This window comes from Rhizobium sp. 05L419, from assembly GCF_056397845.1.
Genome location: NZ_JBFTOF010000001.1, coordinates 1 through 24,008, shown reverse-complemented (window position 1 = coordinate 24,008; position 24,008 = coordinate 1). Strand labels below are relative to the sequence as shown.

The 24,008-nt window shown below is 59.0% G+C and carries 24 protein-coding genes; 14 read left to right on the top strand and 10 right to left on the bottom strand.

What is annotated here, in order from left to right:
- Window positions 1-15: 15 nt before the first annotated feature.
- The 4 genes from AC1DMK_RS00120 to AC1DMK_RS00105 all read right to left on the bottom strand — a co-directional run bounded on the left by AC1DMK_RS00120 (window position 16) and on the right by AC1DMK_RS00105 (window position 4,470).
- On the bottom strand, window positions 16-813 hold the full coding sequence (locus AC1DMK_RS00120; RefSeq protein WP_477856473.1) for a creatininase family protein: 798 nt from the start codon (window positions 811-813) through the stop codon (window positions 16-18).
- Window positions 814-1,353: 540 nt separating this feature from the next.
- A complete protein-coding gene (locus AC1DMK_RS00115) occupies window positions 1,354-2,199 on the bottom strand; it encodes a carbohydrate ABC transporter permease (RefSeq protein WP_037061734.1) in 846 nt (281 codons plus the stop codon).
- Window positions 2,200-2,205: 6 nt separating this feature from the next.
- Window positions 2,206-3,135: a carbohydrate ABC transporter permease gene (locus AC1DMK_RS00110; RefSeq protein WP_037061735.1), complete on the bottom strand. Its 930-nt coding sequence runs from the start codon at window positions 3,133-3,135 to the stop codon at window positions 2,206-2,208.
- 87 nt (window positions 3,136-3,222) lie between these two features.
- Window positions 3,223-4,470, bottom strand: coding sequence for an ABC transporter substrate-binding protein (locus AC1DMK_RS00105; protein WP_477856471.1), 1,248 nt, complete (start codon window positions 4,468-4,470; stop codon window positions 3,223-3,225).
- 522 nt (window positions 4,471-4,992) lie between these two features.
- Between AC1DMK_RS00105 and AC1DMK_RS00100 the strand changes: the two genes are divergently transcribed.
- Complete coding sequence (locus AC1DMK_RS00100; protein WP_037061737.1) at window positions 4,993-6,027, top strand: LacI family DNA-binding transcriptional regulator; 1,035 nt, start codon at window positions 4,993-4,995, stop codon at window positions 6,025-6,027.
- A 26-nt stretch (window positions 6,028-6,053) separates the two neighbouring features.
- Here AC1DMK_RS00100 and AC1DMK_RS00095 read toward each other — a convergent pair whose 3' ends face one another.
- Window positions 6,054-6,986, bottom strand: a complete 933-nt coding sequence (locus tag AC1DMK_RS00095; RefSeq protein ID WP_477856469.1) for an alpha/beta hydrolase — start codon at window positions 6,984-6,986, stop codon at window positions 6,054-6,056.
- Window positions 6,983-8,131 carry a Gfo/Idh/MocA family protein gene (locus AC1DMK_RS00090; RefSeq protein ID WP_477856467.1) on the bottom strand — a complete coding sequence of 383 codons (1,149 nt, stop codon included), beginning with the start codon at window positions 8,129-8,131 and terminating at the stop codon, window positions 6,983-6,985. The genes AC1DMK_RS00095 and AC1DMK_RS00090 overlap by 4 nt, the downstream gene beginning before the upstream one ends.
- A 294-nt stretch (window positions 8,132-8,425) precedes the next feature.
- On the opposite strand from AC1DMK_RS00090, the gene AC1DMK_RS00085 reads away from it, so the two are divergent.
- Complete coding sequence (locus AC1DMK_RS00085) at window positions 8,426-9,244, top strand: sugar phosphate isomerase/epimerase family protein (protein ID WP_037061789.1); 819 nt, start codon at window positions 8,426-8,428, stop codon at window positions 9,242-9,244.
- Between the two features lie 62 nt (window positions 9,245-9,306).
- Here the strand turns inward: AC1DMK_RS00085 and AC1DMK_RS00080 are convergent, their stop codons facing one another.
- On the bottom strand, window positions 9,307-10,068 hold the full coding sequence (locus tag AC1DMK_RS00080) for a DeoR/GlpR family DNA-binding transcription regulator (protein WP_037061791.1): 762 nt from the start codon (window positions 10,066-10,068) through the stop codon (window positions 9,307-9,309).
- Between the two features lie 218 nt (window positions 10,069-10,286).
- On the opposite strand from AC1DMK_RS00080, the gene AC1DMK_RS00075 reads away from it, so the two are divergent.
- The 9 genes from AC1DMK_RS00075 to AC1DMK_RS00035 all read left to right on the top strand — a co-directional run bounded on the left by AC1DMK_RS00075 (window position 10,287) and on the right by AC1DMK_RS00035 (window position 18,473).
- Window positions 10,287-11,087, top strand: a complete 801-nt coding sequence (locus tag AC1DMK_RS00075; RefSeq protein WP_037061740.1) for a class I fructose-bisphosphate aldolase — start codon at window positions 10,287-10,289, stop codon at window positions 11,085-11,087.
- Window positions 11,088-11,090: 3 nt separating this feature from the next.
- Window positions 11,091-12,023 (top strand): PfkB family carbohydrate kinase, encoded by a 933-nt coding sequence (locus AC1DMK_RS00070; RefSeq protein ID WP_477856464.1) that lies wholly within the window; start codon window positions 11,091-11,093, stop codon window positions 12,021-12,023.
- A gap of 344 nt (window positions 12,024-12,367) precedes the next feature.
- Window positions 12,368-13,513, top strand: a complete 1,146-nt coding sequence (locus AC1DMK_RS00065; RefSeq protein WP_037061742.1) for a sn-glycerol-3-phosphate ABC transporter ATP-binding protein UgpC — start codon at window positions 12,368-12,370, stop codon at window positions 13,511-13,513.
- A gap of 90 nt (window positions 13,514-13,603) precedes the next feature.
- Window positions 13,604-14,680, top strand: coding sequence for a Gfo/Idh/MocA family protein (locus AC1DMK_RS00060; RefSeq protein ID WP_477856462.1), 1,077 nt, complete (start codon window positions 13,604-13,606; stop codon window positions 14,678-14,680).
- Window positions 14,680-15,525 (top strand): sugar phosphate isomerase/epimerase family protein, encoded by an 846-nt coding sequence (locus AC1DMK_RS00055; protein ID WP_477856461.1) that lies wholly within the window; start codon window positions 14,680-14,682, stop codon window positions 15,523-15,525. The genes AC1DMK_RS00060 and AC1DMK_RS00055 overlap by 1 nt, the downstream gene beginning before the upstream one ends.
- Window positions 15,522-16,331, top strand: coding sequence for an alpha/beta fold hydrolase (locus AC1DMK_RS00050; protein ID WP_477856459.1), 810 nt, complete (start codon window positions 15,522-15,524; stop codon window positions 16,329-16,331). The genes AC1DMK_RS00055 and AC1DMK_RS00050 overlap by 4 nt, the downstream gene beginning before the upstream one ends.
- 4 nt (window positions 16,332-16,335) lie before the next feature.
- Window positions 16,336-17,037: a ribulose-phosphate 3-epimerase gene (locus AC1DMK_RS00045; protein ID WP_477856458.1), complete on the top strand. Its 702-nt coding sequence runs from the start codon at window positions 16,336-16,338 to the stop codon at window positions 17,035-17,037.
- A gap of 15 nt (window positions 17,038-17,052) precedes the next feature.
- A complete protein-coding gene (locus AC1DMK_RS00040; protein ID WP_477856457.1) occupies window positions 17,053-18,009 on the top strand; it encodes an ROK family protein in 957 nt (318 codons plus the stop codon).
- A 41-nt stretch (window positions 18,010-18,050) separates the two neighbouring features.
- Window positions 18,051-18,473: a heme-binding protein gene (locus AC1DMK_RS00035; RefSeq protein ID WP_037061747.1), complete on the top strand. Its 423-nt coding sequence runs from the start codon at window positions 18,051-18,053 to the stop codon at window positions 18,471-18,473.
- Between the two features lie 142 nt (window positions 18,474-18,615).
- Here the strand turns inward: AC1DMK_RS00035 and AC1DMK_RS00030 are convergent, their stop codons facing one another.
- The 3 genes from AC1DMK_RS00030 to AC1DMK_RS00020 form a co-directional block, all read right to left on the bottom strand.
- Window positions 18,616-19,392, bottom strand: a complete 777-nt coding sequence (locus tag AC1DMK_RS00030) for a molybdopterin-dependent oxidoreductase (RefSeq protein ID WP_037061748.1) — start codon at window positions 19,390-19,392, stop codon at window positions 18,616-18,618.
- On the bottom strand, window positions 19,389-20,252 hold the full coding sequence (locus tag AC1DMK_RS00025; protein ID WP_477856454.1) for a cytochrome b/b6 domain-containing protein: 864 nt from the start codon (window positions 20,250-20,252) through the stop codon (window positions 19,389-19,391). Before AC1DMK_RS00025 ends, AC1DMK_RS00030 begins: the two co-directional genes overlap by 4 nt.
- A 128-nt stretch (window positions 20,253-20,380) precedes the next feature.
- A complete protein-coding gene (locus tag AC1DMK_RS00020; RefSeq protein ID WP_477856452.1) occupies window positions 20,381-20,992 on the bottom strand; it encodes a hypothetical protein in 612 nt (203 codons plus the stop codon).
- A gap of 267 nt (window positions 20,993-21,259) precedes the next feature.
- On the opposite strand from AC1DMK_RS00020, the gene AC1DMK_RS00015 reads away from it, so the two are divergent.
- From AC1DMK_RS00015 to AC1DMK_RS00005, 3 genes are all read left to right on the top strand, one after another.
- Window positions 21,260-21,817 (top strand): sigma-70 family RNA polymerase sigma factor, encoded by a 558-nt coding sequence (locus tag AC1DMK_RS00015; protein WP_477856451.1) that lies wholly within the window; start codon window positions 21,260-21,262, stop codon window positions 21,815-21,817.
- Window positions 21,804-22,445, top strand: a complete 642-nt coding sequence (locus AC1DMK_RS00010) for an NrsF family protein (RefSeq protein WP_477856449.1) — start codon at window positions 21,804-21,806, stop codon at window positions 22,443-22,445. The genes AC1DMK_RS00015 and AC1DMK_RS00010 overlap by 14 nt, the downstream gene beginning before the upstream one ends.
- Before the next feature lie 512 nt (window positions 22,446-22,957).
- Window positions 22,958-23,959: an IS30 family transposase gene (locus AC1DMK_RS00005; protein ID WP_477856447.1), complete on the top strand. Its 1,002-nt coding sequence runs from the start codon at window positions 22,958-22,960 to the stop codon at window positions 23,957-23,959.
- Window positions 23,960-24,008: the final 49 nt, after the last annotated feature.

Below are 24,008 nucleotides of genomic sequence, written 5' to 3'. Positions count from 1 at the left end.
TCGAATTGAAGGACTTTACCTCGAGTAGAGGTTGGACAGCGAATAGCCTTTCAGGTCATGGAGCAATTCGATGAAGCCCTCAACCTGATGACGGCAGATGGCTTCGCCTTTCTGCGCTGTGCCGAGGGACGCATCGCCGACGACACCGTTCGGATTGAGATCGTGGGCGATCCACGCCAGCGCATGCGGCGGCAACGGTTGCATATATTTCGACTGCCCACGCAGCCATTCGGCCTTCGAGACAAAATTTTGGGCCTTGTCCATGCGCACGAGGTCCGGCCGGAAATGCAGCATGAGAGAAGTCTCGACTTCACCGCCATGGATGCCGTACGTCGATTCATGCTCGCTGATCATGCCTTCGGGATTGCCGAAGCGGCCCCATTGGGTCGAGACGACAGCCATCTGATGGCGCACGCRCAGTTCGCGCGCAACGATGCTCATGATGTCGACATTGCCGCCGTGCGAATTGACGATCACCATCTTGCGGATGCCGGCCTCCGCGACCTTCGCGCCGATCGCCGTCCAGACGGGGATCAGCAGCTCCGCGCCAAGCGACAGCGTTCCGGGACCATAGACATGCTCGTTGGCCTTGCCGATTTCCTGCGTCGGCAGCACGAGGATATCCAGATCGTCCTGCCGCTGACGGCGCAGCTCCGCCAGCATGCCGTTGGCGATCGCCACGTCTGTTGCGACAGGCAGATGCGGCCCATGCTGCTCGGTTGACGCAATCGGCAAGATCGCGATCGTCGTATCGGCCGACAGCCCGGCAAAATCGTAGGTGTTTAGCTCGTTCCAGAAAAAGGGCGTCACCATTGCCGTGTTCCTCGTCGATGCGGTCTATCCAGTTGACTAGGAAATAACGCGATGTGCGAAAAGCACCAATTTGCGGCCGGGCTGATGCGTTTTTGTGCCTGGTAGTCTGTGGTGCCGGGCTTGGGTTGTCGGTCCATACCGCCCAGTCATGCTCCATAATAGTAGAAGACATCCACCACATTATTTATAAGGCATTGAAATTAGTAACGTATTTTCAATGGTTCGATTACGCTCAAGGTGTTGGTCTCTCGACTGCCGCCTCACACATCGAGCGGGATGCCGACAAGGGCTGCTGTCACGTCATCGAGAACATATCCGTCCCGGTCAGCCGCGCACCGACGCCCTGATCTCCGGACGGCTGTCAGCGAGCGCTCGAACATGATCGCGCATCGCGTGGACGTCACCGTGCTGAGTGGCGTGGATGTCGAAAGGTGTGCGCAGGTGGCTCCCTTTTCGATAGACTCCAGCATGACGATGCTGACGCGGTTGACTTTGACAAGTGAGCCGGACGAGCCGTGTTGTCCTCGCCGGCAGTCGGCCTCAGCTTTTCACCGAACCCGCAGTCATGCCGGCCAGAAAATAGCGTTGGGCGACTAAATAGAGCACCAGCAGCGGAAGCGATCCGAGCACGCTCATTGCCATCATCTCGTTCCATTCGAAGGCATGCTGCCCCATAAGAAGCTGAATGCCGATGGGTACTGTGCGCAGATCCATCGACTTGGTCAGCGTCAGCGCGAAAAGAAACTCGTTCCAGGCGAGCAAGAAAGTGTAGACCGCCGTCGCGACGATGCCGGGTATTGAGACGGGGACGATCACCCGCCACAGTGCCGTCCAACTCGAGCCGCCATCAACAAGAACGGCTTCATCGAGTTCCCTTGGAAGCGTATTGAGATAGCCCGTCATCAAAAGAACGGCGTAGGGCAGGGTAAAGACCATGTAGGTCAGAATGAGCGCCAGATAAGTATCGAAGATCCGGAGGGCTACGACCATGCCGAAATAGGGAATGAGAAGTGTGATGGGCGGGACGGTCTGGGTGCTGATGATGAAGATGTTCAGTGTGTTCTTGAAGCGAAACTGATAACGGCTGAACCCATAGGCAGTCAGGATCGCTATGATAAGCGTCAGGAACGTCACGATGCCGGCAACGAAATAGCTGTTGAGGAAGAAACGTACTTTTACTGGATCGTTGAAGATCGTCAGATAGGCCGAGATCGTGAAATTGTCAGGCAGGAGCCTTGGCGGCAGGGCGAAGATCTCTTTGTTCGATTTCAAGGAACTGAAGAACATCCAGACAATCGGGAAAGTCGCAAACACCAGTCCGACGGCAAGCCCGACATAAGTCAAAAGGCTTGGCAGGAGGGAGTGTTTTAGGGAACGCTTTGCCATGATCGGTTACCTGCGCTGCTGGTGCTTGATATAGAAATAGGTGACGCTCATCGACATGATGAGAATGACGATTGCGCTCGCGGAGGCCAGCGAGAATTCATAGCGGGAAAAGGCGAGCTTGTAGGTGAAGGTAGAGAGCATTTCCGTCGAGTAGATCGGACCGCCGCCGGTCGTCATCCACACGAGCGGGAAGACCTGCATCGTCCAGATGAAATCGAGAAGCGCTATGCTGATGATGATCGGCATCAGTTGCGGAATGGTGATGTACCAGAATTTCTCGACTTCGTTGGCGCCGTCAATGCCGGCGGCCTCGTAGAGTTCTTTTGGAATACCCTGCAGGCCCGCGAGAAGGCTGACCATGTAGAGCGGGTACCCGGCCCAGATATTTGCGAATGTGAGGGCATGGATTGCCGTGCTCGTCGAGGAAAACCACTCCACCTTGAAGTCTATGATATGGAGCGCCATCAGCACGCTGTTGACGACCCCGTTCGGATCGAGCAGCAACCGCCAGATGATGGCGATGATAACCGCCGTGAAAAGCCATGGCAGGATGAAGAGGACGCGCAAGACGCTGCGGACAAGGGGATCGACGCGATTGGTGTTCAAAAGCAGCGCGAAAGCGAGACCGATGATGAAGTGGAAGACCACGCTCATCACGGTGAAGTAGAGCGTCTGGCCGATCGACTGCCAGAAAACCGGCTCCTGGAAGAGGGTGATGTAATTCCGGAGCCCCGCGAAAGCGGCGTCCTTCTTCATGATGGCGCCATCCATCAGAGAATAGCGGAGCACCATCAACATCGGAAAAAGCATCAGCAGCGTGAGAAGCAAGGCCGCTGGCGACACATAGAGATAAGGCACCAGCTTGCGCAATTTACTGTAGCGGAACTTGCCCGCTTTGGACGGGGCGAGGACCATAGCCGGAGCGGAACGGTTCATGGGCTGTGACTTTCCAATCTGCCGAAGACTGCGAATGGCACCGGCAGCACATTTAGGTGCAGCCGGTGCCCGTGAACGCATCGATACTTAGAACTTGCCTAACCAGGCCTTCTGCGTGTTGGCTGCCGCTTCTTTGGCTGCCTGGCCGCCGTCGAACATCTTCTGCACTTCGACATTCATGTCGCGCATCAATTCTTCGGCAACCGGCAGCCCGACAAACTCGTTGGCCGGGTAACCGCTCTGGAAGATCTTGAAGGCTTCCGCGAAAATCGGATCCGACGCGACGAAGTCGGGCTTCGCGTTGACGTTGCCTGGGAAGGCGTTTGCGATCGAGACGAGGCGACCGTTCACGTCAGCGCTCATCAGGAATTCAACCAGCTTCCAGGCTTCTTCCTTGTGCTGGCTGCCTTCGCTGACGCCGATACCCCAGGACGCATAGGGCATGCCGCGCTTGCCCGTATAGCCATCGGTCGCCGGCAGGGCGGAAATGCCGAACTTCAGGTTCGGATTGCGCTCGCGGATGAGGTTCACGTGGGCGAGCGAATCGACCATCATGCCGACGCGGCCGTTGACGAATTCCTCGACCTTGTCCTGCTCCTTCTTCGCGAAGATGCCGGGCGAAATCACGCCCGCCTTGTTCAGTGACTGGATATACTCGAGCGTGCCGACAACGGCTTCGTTTTCGAGATCAGGCTTGCCGTCTTTCATCATCGAAGCGCCCGACGCCCAGACCCAGGACATCACGTCATTCTGGATGCCGCTCGGCGACTGCAGCGACAGCGGCAAAACCCAGCCATACTGGTTCTTGGCGGCGTCGGTCATCTTCTTGGCGGCTTCGGCGAATTCGCCGCGCGTAGACGGCATCGCCTTGACACCGGCAGCTTTGGCGAGATCCAAGTTCACGAAGACCGGGTAAACGAAGGAGGCAAGCGGGAACATCACGCTCTTGCCGTCCACTTTCACGATGTCGGTTATCTGGCTCCTGTCATACTTGGCGTTGTCCATCAGTTCGTCGAGCGATGCGATGGCGCCTTGCTTGGACAGACCATTGACCCACGCGCCGTCGAGGCCGACCACGTCGCTCAGCGTACCGGAAGCAGCGCCGACGACAATCTGGTCACGCGTCGTGGCATAGGGCCCGCTGACGAGTGTGACTTTTATGCCGGGATTTTTCGCTTCAAAATCGTCCATGATGCCACGCAGGGCGCCTGCCGGCATTTCCGGCTCCCACCATTGGATGAATTCGATGGTGGTATCGGCGTATGCCGCGGTTGCGCAAAGTGCCCAGGCCGCAACGGCTGCCCGCATCGTATTGCCAAGTTTTTTGAAATTCATGTCTGCCTCCCAGTAGACTATGCGTTGATCGATCCTCCCAGATCGTGGTGGAGTAGGTTCCTGGAGGCTTCGTATGTCAACGGCGAAATTCGGAGGCCAGCTGCGGTACAGGCTATTTTTGCCTTGTTTTATAAAATAAGTAACTGATTTTCTTTCACAAAAAAAATTTGCGCGCGAGAATTTTTCTGCATCATTTGTGTTGCTTGTGGAGCATTTTTTCTTTACTTTCGTAAACAAATGAAAGGGCAAATTGAATTCCAGTTTCTGTCGCAGCAGATGGCTACATGAATGGCGGTCGACGGAGACAGGGAGATTTGCACTTCTGCCGTGTGAGTGGCAAAGAACCGGCTTAGTTCAGAGGGCAGGGGATCAGGGCAATTGCAAATATGCGCGATCCTTTGCGGGGCAAAAACGGCTCGAATTATCTCTTGCGAAATTTTGCGTGTCAGCCGATGTCTCGCAAACGCATAAAATAGAATTCAGCCATTGGCGCGGCGTTCTGTGGGGGCATTAGGAACTTGAATGGCCAAGAAGACTTATAAATCCATGGACGACTTCGCGGGAGCCTGCGGCGTCTCGCGCCCGACGCTTTCAAAATATTTCGACGACCCCACACAGGTCAAGGAAGTGACTCGCAAGCGCATAGAGGCAGCACTGAAGAAGTCGAACTTCGAGCCCAACCTTTTCGCCCGCCATCTCAACCGCAAACGCACCAAGAATATCGGCATTCTGGTGCCGAGCATGTCGGATCCGTTCTACGTGCAAGTCGTATCCCTGATCGAACTGGAATTGCGCGCCAAGGGCTTCTGGCCCGTGCAGCTTTCATCGCATACGCGACCCGAACTTGAGGAGGAGGCGGTTCGAACGCTGATGTCCCTCAAGGTTGCAGGCGCGATCGTCGCGCCTCTTGGGCCCGGTTCGCGCCGTTCGGCTCTTGAAAGGCTGACCGATGCGATCCCTGTCGTATGCTTCGACAGCCCTGCCACGTTCGACCTTCCCTTTGTCGGCAATGACAACGCGCAGAGCATAGCCGCAATTGTCCAGTACCTCTGCCGGTCGGGCGAACCGCCGATCTTCCTCGACGTTCCTCACATGCTGGCAAATACCGACGAACGCACGGAAAGCTATCGTGCGACGATGATCCGCGAAGGGCATTCGCCGCTTGTGATCGATTGCGACGCGGCACCGTCGTGGGAGTTCGAGCGGCTGGGCTACGAGCAAATGCAGCGAATTCTCTCAAGGGGTGGTCTGCCGGGCAAGACACTTCTGTGCGCAAACGACCGCTTCGCCTTCGGCGCCATGGCTGCGGCCTTTGCTTCCGGGCTGAAGATCGGCCGGTCCGAAACCTGTGATGTGCGGATCGCCGGTCATGACGACCATCCGCTTAGCCGCTATACCTGCCCTTCATTGACGACAATGGCCCAGAATGCGCCGGAGATCGCAGCCAAGGCTGTTGAAATCCTGCTGGCAGGCATGGAAGACGACGCAGCCGACCGAAAAGTCGCAGCAAACAGGATCATTCTCGAGGCAACCCTTGTGATGCGTGATTCTGCTTGACATGCGTGAGACCGCGGCCTGTGTCATCAACCCAGCGCGAGATCCATCGAACGCCACGCTTGCGCGATCGCGTCCAGAGCCTCCTGCGCTTCCGGTATGGCGTGCCCCATGGAAAGGAAGCCATGGATCTGTCCGGGCCAGATGCGAAAAGTGGCGCGTGCCTCTGCCTTGAGGCGCTCGGCATAGGCAAGACCTTCATCGAAAAGCACATCGTGCCCGGCGAGGACGATGAAGGCAGGTGCAACGCCGCTCAGCGATGGCGCACACAGCGGTGAGGCGCGCCAGTCGGCCAGATTCGCGCCGGTCGACACGTAGTGGTCCCGGAACCATCGCATCCCTGCCGCCGTCAGCCCGAAATCCGTTGCATATCGCAGGTAGCTGTCAGATGCCTGGCTTTGGTCGGTCACCGGATAGATCAAGATCTGCCCGACAACGGCCGGCACCTCGGCGTCCCGCGCCATAAGGGCCAGAACGGCTGCAAGATTTCCACCCGCGCTGTCGCCCGCAACGAGAATACGCTTCGGATCAATGCCCAGAGCGCCCGCCTGTTCGTTCATCCAGACGAGTGTGGCAGCGCAATCCTTAGCCGCAGCGGGAAAGGGATGCTCCGGTGCCAGCCGGTAATCGGGCGAGACGACGACGGCCCCGACCGAATTCGCAAGGATGCGGCAGATATCTTCGTGTGTTTCCGGCGCACCGATCACCCAGCCGCCCCCGTGAAGGTAGAGCAGTGCCGGCGCCTGGTGGCGTGGGGCTCCCCGGCCGCGCCAAATCTTAAGCCGCATGTCGCCGATCCGGCTCTCCAGCACCTCGTCAACCTCAACAAGCGGCTTTTGCATCCTGACGAAACCGTTCAGATACTGCCGCCTTGCCTCTTGCGGTGCGCAATCTTCGACAGGCTTTTCCGGATCGCCCGGCCATGCAAGGGCACGTTTGGCGGATTCGTCCAGCCCACTCATGCAAGCAGGCTCGCCGCTTCGTCTTCGCGCAGTTCCTTCGGTTGCGCGACCGTACCCGCAATGGTCTGCGCGACGCCCGTTTCACCGGCACGCAGAACCGCCTCCATGATTTCGAGTACATGCAGCGCAAGCTCGCCGGAGGCCCTCGGCCGCCGCGCTTCGATGATCGAGCGGGCGAGATCGGCCAGGCCGAGCATCCGGTAGTTGGCACGATCCGGGGCTGCGACCGGCCAGTTGATCGCACCGAAGAGATCGCCTGCGGTATCCGTTTCCTGCCACGGCGCACCGCGATGCGAGACGCCGACGACACCGCCGAAATTGTCCGGGTCCGGAAGGCGAAGCGATCCTTCGGTGCCGTGCAGTTCAATGGGGTGATTGGAGTGGCGAAACACATCCCAGGAGGCGCCGAAAGTGATGCTCGCGCCGTTGTGGAATTCAAGGATGGACAGGACGCTGGTTGGCGTGCCGACCTTGAACGTCGTCCCCTTCTTCGGTCCATCCGCCATGATGAGCCGCTCTTCCTGTCCACTGGTCGCCACGGCCTGCACGCGACGCACAGGGCCCAGCAGGTTAACCATCGTGGTCAGGTAATAAGGTCCCATGTCCATCACTGGGCCGGCGCCCGGCTGGTAGTAGAAGCTGGGGTCCGGATGCCAGTGTTCCATGCCACGTCCCATCATGAACGCGGTCCCGGTGACCGGCTTGCCGATGGTGCCCGCCTCCATCTGTCGTCGTGCATGCCGGCCGGCCGCGCCGAGAAATGTATCCGGAGCCGATCCGAGCGAGAGGCCCCCGGCCGCGGCGGCATCGACCAGCTTGTGCCCTTCGGCAGCGGTGACGCCCAGTGGCTTCTCGGTGAAGACGTGTTTGCCCGCGGAAAGGGCTTGCATCGATACGTCGAAATGCGCGGCAGGGATCGTCAGGTTCAAAACGAGATCGATTTCCTTATCGGAAAGGAGAGTATCGACATCGGTGGCACGAAGTCCGAATTCCGCGGCCCGGCGTTGCGCGGCTGCGATATCGAGGTCGGCGCAGGCGGTGATCGCAACGCCGCGGAAGAGCGGTGCGTTGCGCATGTAGGCCATCGAGATATTGCCGCACCCCACTACCCCAATTCTCAGTACCGTGTCATTTTTCTGAGTCATTTGAATGCCTGATCCTGCCGAATTGAAGATGAGCGATGGACTGCTGAATATGCGCACGTTTGAACGCAAAGAAGAAATTATGTTGACGCACGGTAACATTTAATCTTACGTAATGACAAGGCACTTGGAGGCGTGTCGATCCCCTTTGAAATTTCGATACATCGGACTTTGTCGTGCCTTTCGGTTGATGCCTTTCTTATGGGCGAGGCCGCGCCGCGCCAGTGTAACGATGCAAGCGAAACTGCCGTCTTTCGCCTCGGCGCGACGATCAACGCACAGGTCAGGACCACCGTTATGAAGAGCACAGAATTGCAGATCGGCTGCCAGACATTCACCTGGGAGATGTTGGGGGAGCGCTGGGCAGGCGGACCCGATGACTTGGTACGTGCCATCGCCGAGGGCGGATATTCAGGCATCGAAATCACCGACACGATGATTGGCCGATACGCCACCAGACCCGACGCCTTCGCCCGCACCTTAAAGGACGCGGGCCTGACACTGGTATCCTTTGCCTTCGGCTCGGATAGCGGTTTCACGGTGCAAGACAAGGTTGCGGCAGACCTGGAGGCGACGCGGCGCTGGGTGGATTTTGCGGCGAATTTCCCCGGTGCGCTCGTCTCGATGGGGTCAGCAACCGTCGTTTCGGCCGGACCGCGTGCCGACAAGTTCGCCGTAGCGGCCGAATGCTACAATCGCTCTATGGAGATTGGGCGGACTGCTGGCGTCACCGTCGCGGTTCATCCCTCGTCGCATCACAACACATTGCTTTTGACGCGGGCCGACTATGACGACCTTTTCGCCCTGCTCGAGCCGATGGTTGGCTGGGTGCCGGATACCGGCCATATCCTGCGGGGCGGCCAGACGATGGACGATACGCTCGCGGCCTTCCGGGATCGTATCCGCTATGTCCACCTGAAGGATGTCGATGCAAGCGGGACCTGGACAATGCTGGGCGAGGGGGCATGTGACGTGCCGGCCGTCATTGCGGCGGTTCGTCAGGCTCCGAAGTTTAACGGCTGGATAGTGGTCGAGGAGGAGTCCGAGCAGGCCGGTAGCGATCCTGCACTGGCCGTCCGCACAAACTACGAGACTTTGCGCCGGTTGGGGCTCTGACGGCCGGTGCGATCCGCCAATGTGGGCGGCCCCTTGCCAAGCCTCTTTGCAAGGGGCACCGGTCAGGCATATCGAACTTCAACGCCCAGCTTATCCAAACGGCTTCTGATGCTGTGCGGCATGTTGCTGTCGGTGATGATCAGATCGACGCGCGACAGGGAGAAAGCCTTGGAGGATGCGCCGGTGTCCCACTTGCTGGAATCCGCCACGAGAACGACACGGCGCGCCATGCGCACGAGATTGCGCTTCGTCCGGGCGATGTCTTCCGAGACGTCCACAACGTCAAACGCCGGATCGATCGCATGGGCGCTAACAAAGGCCTGATGGGCAACCAGCCCGCCGAGGACTTTGTCGGAATCCGAGATGATCGTACTGACCGTACTGGGAAAAACGCGCCCGCCGATCATATGCACGTCGAGGCCCGGACGATACATGAGGTGCTGTGCGATGTTCATTGCCGTGGTCGCCACCACGACATTGTTGACTGGCGGCATTTGCATGGCGACCTGCAGCAGCGTCGAGCCGCTGTCAAAGACGATGGACTGGTTGTCGATAATTTGTCGGGCAGCCATTTGAGCGATCCGCCGCTTGGCATCGAAATTGCGTTGCATGCGTTCTTCGAAGGCCGCGGCCGGGGAATCCGCAGGAATGGCGATCGCTCCGCCATGTGTTTTGATCAACTGCTTCTTGGCATCCATGATCTCGAGGTCCGAGCGGATGGTGACCTCCGAGACCTCGAAGAACTCGGCGAGTTGGCGCGTGCGCGCCTGGCCGACCCGTTGGAGTTCGAGCAAAATCTGGTGCCGTCGCTGCTCTGCAAGCATGTGTGAACCCGAACGCCTCTCGTACAGTGACAAAATTTCGAATTTCGAAAGCCATTCCATCCATGGAACGACGTATTCCAACATAATAGCTGATGTAGCATATGAAAAATCACATGCTAAGCGCAAAATGAAAGAAATCGAAATATTGAATGTTGTTTTGCTTTCGAGTTAGGGTCTAGCTAGCGTAAGCGTCAACAAACAATGAAGGAATTTTTGCCATGGGTCTCGGAACCAAAATTCGTCTCTCGCGCCTGTTCTCCAATCCCTCCGGAAATCTGTTCGGAGGCGCGGTCGATCATTTCGTCGGATATGGCAATGTGCGTGAAGGCGGCCTTGCGGACCTGCCGGGGGCGTTGCGCCGCGTGATGGCCGGTGGACCGGACTATGTCAGCATCCAGCCGGGTGCGGCCCGCCATCTGTGGCCGGAATATGCCGGCAAGGCTGCACTGGTCATCCAGGCCGGCTGCTTTACGGCCGACGACCGCATCCGCCAGCTCATTGCAACGCCGGAAGATGCGGTACGCTACGGCGCGGATGCGCTTGCGGTCGCAATTCCGGTCCGCGGCAGCACGGAAGGCGAATACATCCGATGGCTGACCGATACGGTGAATGCTGCGGCTCGTTTCGAAATGCCCGTCGTTGCCCATGTCTATCCGCGCGACTTTTCCGATGGCGGCAAGATCGTCTTTACGCCGGATGAAATCGCCTATGCCGTGCGTATCGGGTACGAGACGGGCGTGGATGTGATCAAGGTCGGCTATACCGGCGATTTCGATTCATTCCGCGAGACGGTAGCAACCTGCCCTGTCCCGGTCGTTATCGCGGGCGGACCGAAGACTGACACTTTGCTTGGAGCGCTCACCCAGACTTCGGACGCCCTTCGCGCAGGCGCCAAGGGTGCGGTCGTCGGCCGCAACCTTTGGGGTCATGGCGATACCACCAAGGCCGCACGCGCCTTCAAACTGGTCATCCATGATGGCATGGCTCCGGCAGAAGCCCTGGCCGCGGCTGGCGCCTGAGCGATGTCCAAGCCTTTCCACGTTCTGGGCTTCGGCGCCTTGGCAATCGACGACATCATCTATGTCGATCGGGTGCTGTCGTCCGGCAAAGGAAGGGTTACGAAGCGCGCTACGAATCACGGCGGAAACGTGGCGACTGCACTGGTGGCGATTGCCCGCCTCGGTGGGCATGCCGCGTTTATCGGCTGGCTGAGTGATCAGCCTGCGAACGATGTGGGCGGCATACAGCTCGAGCGCGATGGGGTGGACACGTCTCTGGCCCCACGCGCGTCCAATTCCATGCCGATCCGATCCGTCATCACGGTCGACCCGGACGGAGACCGCTTTATCGCTTATGACGACGACGTCCTGCACGGCACGTCCCTTGCTCTGCCCGATGACGTGCTGGCGCAGGCGCCGGTCCTGCTTATCGATGGCTATTCCACACATTCCGAAGCGGTCGTCGAACGGGCGCGGAACATGGGCCTGTCTATCGTCGCGGATGTCGAGTGGACGGTCGGGCCAGCCACCGATAGGATCATGGGTCTTGCCGATCACCTCGTGCTGCCGCTTGCCTTCGGCCAGGCCTATACCGGCGAAACCGAGCCTTTTGCGATCCTCGATAAGCTCTGGTCAGCAGAACGCTCCGCCGTCGTGCTTACCAACGGCGATCGCGGCTCCCATCTTCGCCAGAGGAACGACAACATACGGTGGCATGTTCCCGCCTACAAGGTGCGTGCGGTCGATACGACCGGTGCCGGAGACTGCTTTCACGGTGCCTATTGTCTGGCGCTGGCCAAGGGAAAGGCCCCGCTCGATTGCGTAGCCTATGCAACCGCCGCCGCGGCAATCGCCGTCACGGCGCGGGGCGGACGCATGGGTCTGCCCGACGACAGGACATGCCTCACCTGGATGGCAGGCGACGGCGCTCCGGTTCCTATCCCGCTCGCCGGGTGAATTTGCAAGAGAGATGGTCTCATGGCAGCGGGGGGTGGGTATCTGTCCGCGGCAATTGGCGTTTTTCTATCTCACGGCTGGTCTTCGCCCGAAGCGTCCACTCGCTCCCGAATCGGCCGACTAAAATTACGCGCGTTAAAAAATAAACTATCATACATATAAATTATCAATCTGAAAAAAAGAATTATAAATCAATATGTTAATGCTGATGTCTCCAGACATGGCGCCGACAAAGGATGTTTTTGTATTGACTTTGTGCAGCATTCCTGAGCCTTTTGTCGATGAGCCGGGAGCGGTGAAGAGGGTCGCTCGTTGGTGTTTCGGGATGACGGGAGGAAATTGTCGTGGCCGTGGTTGTTCTGGATAAAATCTGCAAGACCTATGGGAACAATTACCATGCGATAAAGGAGTTGAGCCTGACGATACACGATGGCGAATTCCTGATCCTGGTCGGGCCGTCCGGTTGCGGGAAATCGACAGCACTGCGCATGATTGCCGGGCTGGAGGAGATTACCAGCGGCACGTTGAGCATCGGCGGGCAGGATGTCGTCGATCTTCCGCCAAAGGACCGGGATATCGCCATGGTCTTTCAGAATTACGCGCTCTATCCACACATGACAGTGTTCGACAACATCGCATTTTCGATGAAGCTTGCCGGCAAGAACAAGGCCGAGCGCACAAAGCGTGTCCATGAGATCGCAAAGATCCTGCAGCTTGAAACCCTGCTCGGCAACAAACCTGCCCAACTATCCGGTGGCCAGCGCCAGCGCGTAGCGATGGGACGGGCAATGGTACGTGAACCGGCCGCCTTCCTGATGGACGAGCCGCTGTCGAATCTCGACGCGAAGCTGCGCGTGCAAATGCGGGCGGAAATTGCGAGCCTTCAGCGGCAGCTCGGGGTGACGACGATCTACGTCACCCATGACCAGACCGAAGCGCTGACGATGGGCGATCGGGTGGCTGTGCTCAAGGGCGGGGTGCTTCAGCAAGTGGATACGCCCAGGGCGCTCTACAACCGGCCGGTGAACGCGTTCGTCGCCGGCTTCATCGGTTCCCCATCGATGAACCTGTTCGAGGGACGCCTGCAGAATGGCAGCATCCATCTGCCGACCTTCTCGATTCCACTGCCGGCCCGCGCCTTCGAGCGCGCGCCCGGCCTTTCCGACTTCGAGGGAAGGACGGTCGTTTTCGGCGTCCGGCCCGAAGACCTGTATGACAGCCGCTTGCACTCCGGCGCGGCATTTCCGTCAATCCCGGCCATCGTGAAGACCATAGAGGAACTTGGGTCCGAACTGATCGTGCATTTGAGCATCGATGCGGTTCGCGTCGATTCCGGTGATCCCGATGCCGTGGAAGACCTGAGCGGTGCCGCTAATGCCGTCGCGAAATTCGAGGCCGCCAGCACGGTCCAGACAGGTCGGCAGATCGATCTGGCAATCGACCCGGCGAAGCTGCACTTCTTCAACCCCCAGACGCACTTGGTGCTGTGACGGCCTTGCCCCGCAGCAGGTGACTATACCGAACAAACGCTTTCTGCGCCGGCACCGGTGCAAAGTAACAACGAGGCCGAGAGTTTACCGATGCCAGCAAAGCAAGAAAAACGTCTTCGCGTAGGGGTGTTGGGAGCGGGCCAGATCGCCCAGTCTGCCCACTTCGAAAGCTGCACCAAGGCTGCCAATGCCGATCTCTATGCGATCTGCGACGTAGCCGACGATCTGCGCGAGCGAATGGCGATCACCCATGGCGCCGAAAGGACCTACAACGACTACGACAAGATGCTGGCCGATCCGGAAATCGACGCGGTAATCATAGCGACATCCGATGCCTTTCACGTGCCGGCCTCCATCCGGGCACTCGACGCTGGCAAACACGTCCTGTGTGAAAAGCCGGTCGGCCTGACGGTCGAGGAATGTCGTGACCTGAAGGCCGCTGTCGAGAAATCGGGAAAAGCATTTCAGGTCGGACACATGAAGCGGTTCGATGCTGGTCTCCAGGCGGCAAAATCCTTCATTCGCGATGAGATGGGTGCGCTGATCGCGCTGAAAGCCTGGTATTGTGACAGCACACATCGCTATCCGATGACAGATGCGGTCCAGCCGCTGATCGTCGCGAGCGCGAGTGCCAAGAAACCCTCGATCAATCCCAAGGCCGATCTGCGCCGCTACTACATGCTGGCACACGGCTGCCATCTGATCGATACAGCCCGCTATTTCGCGGGCGATATCGTATCGGTCGATGCCCGCTTGTCGGAGCGTGCAGGCATCTGGTGCTGGTTTGTCGATGTGGCGTTTGCCAGCGGCACGCTCGGCCATCTGGATCTGACGGTGCAGGTGCGGATGGACTGGCACGAAGGCTTCCAGATTTATGGAGAGAACGGCAGCATTGTCGGCAAGACCTTCAATCCCTGGTACTTCAAGAGCAGCGAAGTCGATATTTTCAGGGAGACCGACGGCGCGACCCACCGCTTGCTCGGGGCCGACGGGCATTTCTATCGCCGTCAGTTGGAAGGCTTTGCCCGCACCATTCTCGACGGCACCCCCATGGAAGGCGCTGATATCGACGACGGTCTCGCCTCCGTCCAGGCGATGGTCGCGATCGCCCGCTCCGTCGAGAGCGAAAAGCCTGTCGCGCTCGCAGACGTGACGGGTGGCGTGTGATGAAGCTCGGGATCTTCGCCAAGACCTTCGAGGGGGCGACCGCCGAGACAGTCCTCCACTCCGTTGCTGAATCCGGCTTCGCCTGCGCCCAGTACAACATGGCATGCTCCGGCCTGCCATCCATGCCGGACACGATCGCTCTAGCCGAGGCGCGCTCGGTCGCCGATGCCGCCGTGAAGACTGGTGTGGCAATCGCAGCCGTTTCTGGTACCTACAACATGATCCACCCAGATCTGGCCACAAGGCAGGCGGGCCATCGCAGGCTGGCAGCCCTTGCCGAACATTGCGCTGCCATGTCAACAAGCCTGATCACGCTGTGTACCGGGACGCGCGATCCTGCCGACCAGTGGAAGGCCCATCCGGAGAACGACACGCCGGAAGCCTGGCAGGATTTGCTGGAGGCCATGACCATCGCCGTCGAGATCGCCGATCGTCACAATGTCGATCTCGGTATCGAACCCGAACTCGCCAATGTCGTCAACTCGGCCGAGAAGGCCCATCGGCTGATTGCCGATCTGCAAAGCCCTCGCATCCGGATCGTGCTTGATCCGGCCAATCTCTTCGAGGTGGCTACACGCGAAAAGCAGCGCGAGATCGTTTCGGCTGCAATAGACCTCCTGGCCGACCGGATTGTCATGGCGCATGCCAAGGACCGCAATCCTGACGGCACGTTCGCGACAGCCGGCAAGGGCGTTCTGGACTATGCCCATTATATCGGCAGGCTGAAGGAGATTGGATTCAGTGGCAGTCTGATCACTCATGGCTTGGAGGCCTCAGAGGCACCTGGTGTGGCCGAATTTCTCATGCGCCAACTTGCGGAAGCACTGGGCGGGGCAGGGCGATGAGGCAGGCCCGGCCCTTCGAAACCCGCGATGGAACCGTACTGAACGTCGATTCGGCCGGCGACGGGATGCCCGTGGTATTCCAGCACGGCTTGTGCGGAGATGCCGGCCAGACCGGGGAAGTCTTTCCCGTGGAGCCCGGCTTTTGCCGCATCACGGTGGAAGCACGCGGCCATGGCAGCTCGCAAGCCGGCAAGGCGGCGAAGCTGTCGATCGCCACCTTCGCGGACGACATTGCCTCCTATATCGAAAGCGCCCTGACGGCACCGGTTGCCATAGGCGGGATTTCCATGGGGGCTGCGATCGCGCTGCGCCTTGCCGTCAAGCGACCGGATCTCGTCAAGGCTCTGATCCTTGCAAGGCCTGCCTGGCTGACGCGATCGTCGCCCGCGAACATGGCGCCCAATGCGGAGGTGGGCCACCTCCTCAAGACGTGGGCGCCTGAAGAGGCAAAGCGTATTTTCCTGTCAAGTCCGACGGGGCAGCACCTCGCAGCCGAGGCACCCGATAATCTTTCCTCGCTCGACGGCTTTTTCGACCGCATCCCTCATGATGTAACCGCTGAATTGCTGGTTGCTATTTCGAACGACGGGCCTGGAGTGACTGACGAGGAGGTGTCCCGGATCTCCGTTCCCACCCTCGTCATCGGCCACGGAAAGGACAGCGTTCACCCGATCGCCCATGCGCGCACCCTGGTCGGGATAATCCCGGCGGCGCGCTTTGTCCAGATCACACCGAAGGTCGAAAGCCGAGCGCAATATGTCGCCGACTTCCGGCATGCCATGGGCACATTTCTGAAGGAGTTTTGAGACAATGACCGCCCACTCCAAGACATGGATCGCCGATCTTCCGAAAGATCGCCTGATTGCGGAATTCTCCGTCTGGTCGGCCGATCTCGTGCACCTAGCGGATGATCTCGCCCGTGTCGAACCCTTCGTGGACGTCCTGCATGTCGATGTTGCCGATGGGCACTTCGCGCCGGCCATACTGTTCTTCCCCGATCTCGTCGCCGGCGTCCGAAAGATTTCCGCCCGCCCGATCCATGTCCACCTGATGGTCGCCGACAACATCCTCCTATCCCAAATCGAGCAGTTCGCCGATGCCGGCAGCGACCTGATCAGCCTGCATGTCGAAAACGAAAGCGTTGCCGACGCGGCCCTCGACCTGATCGAGCGTCGCGGCATCGCCGCCGGCATGGTCCTCCGGGTCGAAACGCCAGTCGAGCACATTCGGAAATATGCCGCACGTCTGGATTTTGTGACGTTGCTCGGCACGGCGATCGGTGTAAAGGGCCAGGGCCTGGATGAAAAGGCTGGTGAGCGCTTGCAGCAGGCACGGCGGATTATCGCCGATTGCGACGCGAGCCAGCGGATCGTGCTGGCCGCTGATGGCGGTATTCGCGAGCACACCGTGCCGCTGCTACACCAGTCCGGAGCCGAAACAGTCGTGCTCGGATCGCTCGCCTTCAACGCGCCGTCGCTCAAAGAGCGCATGGCGTGGTTGCACTCCCTCTAACCGGCAGGTCGCGGGATGCAGCAGGTGGCCATCGGTATTGATTTGGGAGGGACGCAGGTTCGCGCGGCCCTTGTCGGCGAACAGGGCTCCGTCTTTGCCCAGGCCGAGGATCGAACCGATGCGTCGGCCGGCCCCGAGCGCGTTCTCAGTCAAATTTTCGATCTGGCCAAGCGAGTTTTGGCGGACTGCGCACCCTTGTCGGTGGTGGGCGTCGGGGTCTCGACGCCTGGACCGGTCGATACGATCGCGGGGATCGCAAGCGATGTGCCGACCCTTGCGGGTTTTGCCGGCTTTCCGCTGAAAGCGGAATTGCAGAAGCGCTTTGACTATCCAGTCAGCCTGGAAAACGACGGCATTGCCGCGGCGATCGGAGAGTGGCAGTTCGGTGCCGGCAAGGGGCACGATAACCTGATCTATGTGACGGTCAGCACCGGCATCGGCGGCGGCATCATCACGGACGGTCGGGTGCTTCGCGGTCGCAAGGGCATGGCGGGTCACATCGGCCATATGTCGATCGTTCCGAACGGAGAGGCTTGCCCCTGCGGCAACAGGGGATGCTTTGAGGCCTATGGGTCAGGAACGGCTTTCGCGCTGCGGGCCCGCACAAGAGCCTTAGAATGCCGGGATACCGCCCTCGGTCGCGATGAGGCCCCGATCGACAGCCGCGGCGTTTTTGCGGCTGCAAGACTCGGCGACCGCCTGGCCAACCAGTTGATCGACGAGGAAACGGAGATACTTGGCCGGGGGTTCACGAGCCTCATCCATATCTTCAGCCCGGATATCGTCGTCATGGGGGGAGGGCTTTCGCACGAATTCGACCGGCTTTACCCGGGCATTCAGGACTATATTGCGCGATGGGCCATGCCGGCTTTCAACGACGTCCAAGTCACCCGGGCGGCGCTCGGTCAAAACTCGGGCCTCGTGGGCGCGGCAGCTCTTGCGTTTCTTGCGGAAATGCCGCCGCAGAGCTAGCCCGGCGTTTTGTCAACTTCTGATATCGGGACATCAAAGTCATGCTGACAATCAAGAGACTGAGCCTGGAAGACGCCCGCGTGCTGATTGCCGGCGCGCGCGCGAAGGCGGAGGAAATCGGCGTTGCGATGTGCATCGCCGTGACCGATGAATCCGCACAGTTGATCGCCTTCGAACGCATGGACGGCGGCAAGATCACGAGCACCGTCATCGCACAGGACAAGGCCTATACGGCGGCCGGAGCCAAGCGCACCACCGAAAGCTATGGCGAGGCAAGTCAACCAGGCAAACCGGCCTACGGGATCAATTCGGCCATCGGCGGGCGCCTGCTCGTCGTAGCAGGCGGCATCCCCGTCATCGTGGACGGACAGGTGGTCGGCGCCATCGGCATCAGTTCGGGCACGCCTACCCAGGACAGCGAATGCGCACAGGCGGCGATAGACTGTTTTCTGAGCCAGCTTTGACCCGATTGGCACGCCGCGGTTGGCACTCCCGATCGAAATGGCTGGCGCGGCTTTTGGTCCCCTTGAAGTTGCCAGCAAAACCTATGAATCCATGCTTCGCGCTTCAAGTGGAGACCAATGCGCTTTTGAGTGCATGTTGGCGTCAGATACCGGCATACCATTCATAGCCACGGTCCTCCCAGAAGCCGCCATTACCGCCCCAGAGGTCGTTGAACTGGTCGCGTATCTCGATGCGCATGACATATTTGGCATGCTTATAGCCGAGATGGCGCTCAACGCGCAGGCGCAAAGGTGCGCCGTGTTCGACTTCCAGATCCCTGCCGTTCAGCGAATAGGCAAGGATCGATTGCGGGTGGAAGGCATCGATCAGGTCGATACTCTCATAATAGCGGCCGCTTCCGTCGAGCGTCTGCTCGAGTTCGTCGGCACAGTAGAAGACGGCGTAACGCGCACCTGATTTCAAGCCAGCACTCTGCAGGACCAGCCCAAGCGGTACGCCCTGCCACTTGCCGATGGCGCTCCAGCCTTCGACGCAATCGTGGCGCGTGATCTGCGTGCGGGAGGGCAGCTTCTTCAAGTCCGCCAGCGAGAATTCCATCGGCTTGTTGACCAAGCCGTCGATCTTGAGCCGCCAGTCGACAAAGTTCGTCTGCGCCATTTGGACGTATTCGGCGCTACCCGGTTGGGTCGAGCCGTTCGGGTGGAAGCTCGGTGAGATATCGGTCTCCTTGTACTCTGGAGCAAGCGCCTGCGGCGAGACGATCAATCGCTGGGTGCCCATGGTCAGACGCTCGGCCATGGCCAGAACCTGCTGGACGTGCTGGTTCTGCACGACGTCATCGCAGCCCGTTAGGCCGATGGCACCAAGGCCGGCTGCGGAGCCTATAAGAAGGCGGCGGCGGGTAAAAATTGTGCTCATCGCTTTGTCTCCTCGTTGGCGATGGCGTAGCGTCCGGTCACCATCGAACGCATGTTGTTCCAGAGGCCGGAGAGGACAACCATTGCCACATGGACAATGACGAACAGCACCAGGCTCCAGGCGGTGATGAAATGAATGCCGCGGGCCGATTGGCGGCCGCCGAAGATGTCGAGTAGGAAAGGATAGCCGGCATCCATCGCTGGCGACATTGTCAGCCCCGAGCCAATCATCAGCGGCAACAGGATGAAAATGACAATGAGATAGGTCAGCTTCTGCAGTGCGTTGTAGCGCCGTGCATTCTCGCCTTTCGGAAAACGCAAGCGGGCATGGTCCTTGATCTCGTGCCAGATGTTGCGCGGCGCAATATCTGTTGCCGTCGGTACCAAATCGCGGCGGAAATGGCCGCCGATCAGGCCGTAGAGTACATAAAGAAGACCGTTTATGACGAAGAGCCAGGCAAAGAAAAAGTGCCAGCGACGGCCGGTGGCTAGATCCTGAAGGCTCGGAATGGTCGCCCAGGCAGGAAACGCGCGGGGCGTCATTTCGCCGTCAACCATGGAGGCGCCGAGAATGCCGGTCGTCGTGATCGACAGGTTGCCTATGCGCAGTCGGCCGACAATATTGTCGCCGTCCTGGTCGCTTGCAATCTCGAACCAGGACGGATCTTCGACGGCGCCGTAGTTACCCCAATGCAGTTGCGGATCGGCGTTGAAAATCTGCATGCCGCTCATCAGCAGCAAGGTCAGACAGAGGACGTTGATCCAGTGGCTGACACGGGTCAGGATCGAATGCCGCCGGATGAAGATTTTTGCCGGGCGCGGCGGCGGCGGCGCGGTGCCTATCTGCTCTATACTGGCCATGTTCGTTAACCCCGATAACGCCGCCTGGACGCGGCTCGTTCGATTGAAATCGATCGGCGCGATTGTCTTTCACGCAGATTGCCCGACCGCTGTTTGCGGCCGGGCAATGTGATCGCCTTTGGAGCAGATCACATCGGCGGAACGACGCCGTTGATGCCGACCACAACGCGGTCGGATTCGACCATGTTGTCGCCCGTCGTCATGCCGTTGATGATGACGCCGGCGCCCGGTTTGATATCGTCCTTGGTTGCTTTGGCAAAGGTTACGACTGGCGTGCCCGGCGGGATCGAAATCTTCTTCTCGCCACCCTTGTAGGTGAGTGTCAGGGTCGGACCGTTGACCGACGTCACAGCGCTGGCAACCGTCGCATTGGTCATGGAGCTCTTCGGCTTCAGATCCCAGCCATAGTCGCCCTCGCCGGTGCCTTTCATGGCGGCCGGGAAGATAAGCACTTCAAGTGCGCCGTTGACGCCGCTCTCTGTGGGCATCGAGGCGATGCCAACGAAATCGCCAGGCTTGATGTCTGTGACGGCGGCATTGACGATGCCGTTGACGGCCCAACCGGACTTCAACATGATCGTGACGTCCTTGCCTTCGCGCGACTTGACCACCAGCGTATCTCCGTTGAGGCTTTCCACAACGCCACGAACACGGGCCTTGTCGGCAGCGTGCGCAGATACTGCGGTCAGTGTGCCAAGGGCAAGCGCCACGCCGATGATCTTCATTGTTGATAGCGACATTCTGCTCTCCATATCTTTCATCGTTTGGAATGTGATCCCGGCCCGGCCATCAGAGCACGGTGCGTAGGAGCGATCGCTTTGGAGAAGCCGACCAGCCTGCAATGGCGTCTGATCGACGACAGCAGCTTGATCTTCAATTCCGTTCCCTCATTCGGGGCTCGTTCGATTGTGTTGCAGCGATCACGCTGATGTGATCACGATAGAGGCGATAATAAAGCGAGCCTAGTGTGTAACAAGTCGCCTCAGGCAACGAATGATGGCCCGTGAATGACTAAATCGGTATCGGAACAGGTCCTGAGAGGTTTGATGCTTCTATCGCTTGACGGCGATGAGGCTGCATATAGGCGTTTGCTCTCTATTCTTCGGGATCTCCTTTTAACATTTTTCCGGAGGAGGCTTGGGTCTAACGCCCAGCGGGACGCCGAGGATCTGGTGCAGGAGGTGCTTTTGGCGGTTCATAGCCGGCGGATTACTTATGATCGGGAAAGGCCGTTTACCGCGTGGTTCTTCAAAATCGCGAAATACAAGCTGATCGACCACTTCAGAGCAAGCGATAGGAAGAACGGTGTCGAAGTTGCATTACAGGACGAGGTTGCAGCCGAATTTCGAGAGGAAGCGCTGTTTGCTCATCTCGATGTCGATCGGCTCCTCGATCAGTTGCCCGCCAAACAGCGGGAGCTCCTGCGACAGGTAAAGATCGCCGGAAAGACGACCGCTGAAGCAGCGATCGATACGGGGCAGTCGGAAGTAATGGTTCGAGTCAGTATTCACCGAGGGATGCGCGCGATCGGACGCAAGCTGGGTTTTGCCAATGACGAAGATTGATGATCTCATAGACACCCTGGTCAGTGACCTTACCCCCGTAGGCCGTCATGCGCTGCGAGTGCGGCTTGCCTCCGCCATAGTTGTCGGTGTGATCGGTGCGGCTGTTGCTCTATTCGTATCGCTCGCCCTTCGCCCGCACCTGCACCACGTGACAGTGGCTGCCTTTTGGGTCAAGTTTTTATATTCGGCGGGGCTGATGGGCGCGACGATCATTGCACTTGATCGCATTGCTCGACCAGACCGTCTAATCGGCGATATGATCCGCGTTTCGGCGGCAGCGTTCGCTGTCATTGCATTGCTGGCGATTGTCCAGCTCGCCCTATCGCCGGCGTCATCTTATCCAGGTTTGATTTTCGGATATTCGGCGCTTTTTTGCCCGTTCCTGATATTTGCATTCGGTCTTCCGGCATTCCTTGCCAACATGTGGTTTTTGCGCCGCGCGGCCCCCATCAATCCGGGGCTTGCCGGTTTCGTCGCCGGTACGTGCGCGGGCGCGATCGGTGGGTGGGTATACTCATTGGCCTGCGTCGAAAACGGCATCCCTTTTATCGCGATCTGGTACACTCTTGGCATTCTGCTCAGCGGGCTATTGGGAAGCGTTGTCGGCAAACTCAGTCTGCGCTGGTAACTCACAAACAGAGTTGCTTCGTGCGCGAGATTCAAGGAAGTAAGGGGTTCGGAAGTCGATGGCGTGTCGAAACGGGGCAGGTGGACCCTAGCTATTCCTGAATGGGAGTTGGCAGCGTCGCGCGCCAGCGACAATAGGCTATCAGGGCCTTTACAGAAGTCTACGGGGTGGCTTGCAGGAAACAACTTGACACCAGATGGGTCCATGCATCGCTTACAATACACCGATGGCTCATTTTGGTGCATGGGGCGCGTTCCAGGGTGGCTGGGTCTATGCTCGGGTCACGCGCTTGCTTCGCGAAGCAGGACATGAGGTTTACACGCCGACGCCGACGCCGACGCTCAAGCGGAGACCGGTCAATACCAAGCAGAAAACGGGTCAATTCATAGCGGAACTCAACAATCGGAAACACTGCCGAGGCAAAGGGAGCACACCGATGCTGGCGACGGTACATTCTATTTCCAAGTGCGACATGCCAGTAATTTCAATGGCTTCACTTTGGAGATTTTGGCATGTCTCGATGCTATACGCAGATAACCCTCGCCGATCGCCGACGCCTGCATCACCTGGTGGCGGCAAAGGTTCCGGTCAACGAGATGGCACGTCAGCTTGGCCGTCATCGCTCGACCATTTACCGCGAGATCAAGCGCAATACGTTTCACGACCGTGAACTGCCGGACTACGACGGTTACTACAGCACGGTTGCTCACGATATCTCCAAGGAGCGGCGATGCCGGCTGAGAAAGCTGCGGCGTCACCCGACTTTGCGCACAGAGATCATCAACCAGTTGGAGGCTCGCTGGTCTCCAGAACAGATTGCCGGACGCCTGCTTTCGGAGGGGCTGAGTCTTGTTCGTGTCTGCAAAGAGACAATCTATCGTTTCATCTACAGCAAGGAAGAGTATGAGTTAGGCCTCTATCACTATCTGCCCGAAGCGCGCCGCAAACGTCGTCCACTGCGCTCCAGAAAGCCGCGCGACGGTGCGTTTCCAGCCACGCACCGCATATCAGAACGTCCTGATTTTATTGGAGATAGATCGCGGTTTGGGCATTGGGAGGGCGACCTCCTCATCTTCGAACGCCCACTCGGCCATGCCAATGTCACCACTCTCGTGGAGCGCAAGAGCCGCTATACCGTTCTCATCAAGAATCCGAGCCGACACTCGCGCCCGATCATGGACAAGATCATCAGAGCGTTTTCGCCTTTACCGGCCTTCGCGCGTCAAAGCTTCACATTTGATCGCGGTACCGAGTTTGCCGGATTCAGGGCTTTGGAAGAAGGGATCGGCGCCCGTAGCTGGTTCTGCGACCCGAGTGCACCGTGGCAAAAGGGAGCCGTGGAAAACACCAACAAGCGCATCCGCCGCTACCTGCCTGGCACCACAGATCTAGCAGTCGTTTCGCAACGCGACCTTCTCCACCTCACGCGCCATATCAACAATCAACCGCGCAAATGCCTCGGATACAGGACGCCGACCGAGGTGTTTATGGCGCATTTGCACGAAGACAGGTGATCCCCTATCCTGCAAAGTAGGCATGATGCACTTGGGTTAGCTTCTCCAC